The organism is Paenibacillus sp. JCM 10914, from assembly GCF_001315105.1.
Lineage (GTDB): Bacteria > Bacillota > Bacilli > Paenibacillales > Paenibacillaceae > Paenibacillus_AQ.
This window is the reverse complement of sequence record NZ_BAZR01000066.1, coordinates 1-3,303: the sequence shown is the minus strand read 5'-3', so window position 1 is coordinate 3,303 and position 3,303 is coordinate 1. Positions and strand designations below refer to the sequence as shown.

The following is a 3,303-nucleotide window of genomic DNA, read 5'->3' as shown; positions in this document are numbered from 1 at the left end:
TTCGAACAAAAGCTTAAAAATATAGTGGGCATGAAGCAAGTAGCGGTCTGGTTAGAAGAGCAATATGAGCAGCGTCCACATCTTCACCTTCAGGATATATTGCCGGATAAATGGATATCCCCAGTGAGTGGTTTTCACGACGGTAGTATCGTGTCTTCCATAGGGGGGGGCGGTGAAGAAGCTTCTTCTTCTGCCCCACTTGCGATGAGCGAAGGAGAAGCTTTGGTGAATAGGCCAGACGAGCCTCAGACTTTAATCGAAGCACTGCAACGGGCGGTTCGGATATCGGCTGACAAAGGAATTCTGATCGTGAATGAAATCGGCAATGAGCGGTTTCTTTCTTATAGTGAACTATGGCACCGAGCGTCATGTGTGCTCACAGGACTGCGAACGCTGGGACTGAAGCCGACGGACGTAGTCCTATTCCAGTTTCGGGACAACATGAGTTTTCTGACGGCGTTTTGGGCTTGCGTGATGGGAGGTTTCTTACCTGCAGCATTGGGGGCAGCGACGCATTATGATGAACGAAATGCGTCCATGAGCAAATTGTACAATGCTTGGACGTTGCTTGAGCGGCCGCTGGTACTGACGGATGAGGCGACGGAAGGAGAACTGCGGGAAGCTGTGAAGAGCTGGCCGGAGACGGAGGATGATATCCGCGTGGTCGTACTCGAACCGTTGCTGGTTCATGTACCTGCCCGACAAATGTATTCGGCGACATCTAGGTCCCAAGCGCTAAACCTGTTGACGTCGGGAAGCACGGGACAACCGAAGTGTGTACGCCATCGCCATCAAAGCGTGACGACAATGGCACAATCACAAACACAAGCACTTCAACTGAGTTCAGATGATGTGTGGCTCAACTGGATGCCGCTGGATCATGTGGGCGGCTTGGTTATGTATCATCTTACAAGTGTGTATGCAGGATGCTCACAAGTATGCGCAAAAGTAGAGGCGTTTGTGCCGGAGCCTTTGCGCTGGTTGGATTGGATCGATCGTTATCGGGTGACCGTAACATGGGCGCCTAATTTTGCATTCAATCTGATCGTAAGTTTAGAGGAAGCAGTGAAGGAACGAAGATGGGATCTGACTTCTGTCCGTTATGTGATTAACGGAGCGGAGCAGATCATGCGCAAAACGGCGCAGCGCTTCTTGACGATGTTAGAGCCCCACGGGTTGCACGCTTCGGCGATGATTCCAGCTTACGGCATGTCGGAGATCTCCTCAGCGGTCGTATTTTCACATACACTCAACGGTCATGACGAGACAAGTGGTTTCCATATATTACGTAAAGGGTCACTGAACGGCAACGTCAGTCCGGCGGGACTGGAGGACCGAGATAGCGTATCATTTGCAGAGCTGGGCGGGCCGATACCGGGCGTGAGTATTCGGATCGTGGACAGCGCCAATCGGCTTTTGCGTGAAGGACGAATCGGACGGTTGCAGGTGAAGGGTCCGACCCTCATGGCGGAATATTATAATAATGCAGAGGCCAATGGGGAAGTGTTCACAGACGACGGATGGTTTCACACAGGGGATTTGGGATTTCTGAAGCAGGGTCGACTGACACTTACCGGGCGCGAGAAGGATGTCCTGATCGTGAATGGAAATAACTACTACAACTATGAAGTGGAGGCGTTTGTGGAGGAGGTCACCGGAGTGGATCCGACTTACGCCGCCGCATGCGGGATAGCGGATCAAACCGGTGGGAGCGACCGACTGGTCGTCTTTTTTTCGAGTACAGACAGGGATGAAGAGACACGGTTACGAATTGGCGCAGAGATCCGAGAGCAGTTGATTCGCCTAGTGGGGATTGATCCTACCTACGTCATTGCGATGGACAAAGAAGAGTTCCCTAAAACCAACTCAGGGAAAATTCAACGCGGGGAGCTAACGAAGCGGTTGTTAGGTGGGAAGTATGAACGGGAAATGAAAGCGTGGGACATCCGGACGGAGAACGAACATACGTTACCCGATTGGATCTATGAGCAAGTGTGGATGGAACAGGCAGGGGACTTCAAACAGGAGGTTACCCGGACAGGGACCTGCGTATGTTTTACGGACGAGTCAGGCTTAGGTGAGAGGTTCGCTAAAGCACTTGGAGAAGAGACGGTCGTGCTGGTGGAAAAAGGGGGTTCATTCGAGCGGCTGAATGAAAAGCATTATCGAATCAACCCAAAGGAGAAAGCGGACTATACGTCGCTGTTTGAGGGATTGGAAAGACAAGGGACGGCGGTGCGGCATGTCATGCACCTGTGGGGTTACGAAGCGAAGGCAAACGGAGTTCAAAGTGTGGAGCAGTTAAGGGAAGCGCAGTATGAAGGTGTGTATAGCTTACTGTTTATTGCGCAGGCACTGGGAGCGACCGAGCTAGGATCGGGCATGACCCTGACGGCGATAACCAGAGGGATGCAGGCGGTTAAGGATGGGGAGCCAAACGTATGGGATAAGGCGGCTCTGGCGTGGATGGTAAAGACGATGGGATTGGAATATCCGGGATGGATGTGCCGACATGTAGACCTGAAAGGGGAAGAGGTCGGGCAGGACGGGGACAACCTGTTGAGGGAATGGCAGAGTGAGGACGGAGAGACAGCGGTCGCTTGGCGTGAAGGGGTCCGCTGGGTGCCCGTGCTGAGAAAGACACAGATGGAGGAACGTGTGAGAGATATCCCGCTGCGTGAAGGCGGTTCATACCTGATCAGTGGGGGGCTGGGGGGCATTGGACGACGGCTGGTCGCTGAGATGCTTCGGTCGTATAAGGCCCGAGTGCTGGTGATAGGGAGGACGCCGCTTCCGCCGCGAAAGGATTGGACGGAGGTGTTGGCGGGACCTGATGAGGGGATGTCCGAACGGATCCGAGCCTACCAAGAGTTGGAAGGGATTGCCGCCGAAGGCGGTAGCATCGAATACCGTGCGGTAAGACTTAGCGACCTGGATGAACTGCGAAGAACGGTCGAGCGTGTGGAGCAAGATTGGGGCAGTCCGCTGGATGGAGCATTGCACCTAGCAGGAACAATTGAAGAGGAACTGCTGGGGGATCAGACGGTGGAGCAATGGGAAGCTTCCTTCGAGTCTAAAGTATATGGAACTTGGGCGGTGCATGAGCTGCTTCGTGAGCGGGAAGGCACTTTCCTGGTTTGTTTTTCATCGGCTCGTACCTTGTTGCCAGGTTTGACATTGGGAATATACAATGCCGGAAACGGATTTATGGAAGCGTTCACCCGAGCACAATTTGGCAAGTCTCCGGTGCGTATGTCCTGCTGCGCCTGGAGTCAGTGGGATGAAATTGGGATGGCACGGGGG

At 53.4% G+C, this 3,303-nt stretch carries 1 protein-coding gene; it reads left to right on the top strand.

Going from position 1 to position 3,303, the window contains the following annotated elements; translation table 11 throughout:
- A partial coding sequence (locus JCM10914_RS28010; RefSeq protein ID WP_036720600.1) for an AMP-binding protein occupies positions 1-3,303 on the top strand: 3,303 nt, incomplete at both ends.